At 79.4% G+C, this 311-nt stretch carries 1 protein-coding gene; it reads left to right on the top strand.

Translation table 11 applies throughout. From position 1 onward, the window contains the following. The coding region (locus tag C667_RS24100) for a tail protein X (RefSeq protein WP_004393668.1) at positions 1-311 on the top strand (311 nt) is incomplete at both ends.

Genomic DNA, 311 nt, shown 5'->3' with positions numbered 1-311 from the left:
CCCCGCCGCACGTGCGCCGGCCGCGCGGCCGGCGCGACCGGCCCCTCCAGCCAAGCCCGCACCCGCGCCCAGACCGCGCGCGCGCACCCTCAGCACCACCGGCGACGAGTCGCTCTTCACCCTCGCCGCGTCCCTGTATCCGGACGACAACGGCGCGCAGGCCCGCTTCATCGAGGCCACCGCCGCGGCAAACCCGAAGCTCTTCAGCGACGCCGCGGCACTCACCCGCGTCCTGCCCGCGGGCACCGCGCTGCGCATGCCCGACCTGCGCACGCCGCAGGCCGCCCCCCCGGCAGCCCAGGCCGCCGCCG

Origin of the sequence: Thauera phenylacetica B4P, assembly GCF_000310225.1 — a bacterium.
Taxonomy (GTDB): domain Bacteria; phylum Pseudomonadota; class Gammaproteobacteria; order Burkholderiales; family Rhodocyclaceae; genus Thauera; species Thauera phenylacetica.
This window is presented reverse-complemented; position numbering and strand designations above follow the sequence as displayed.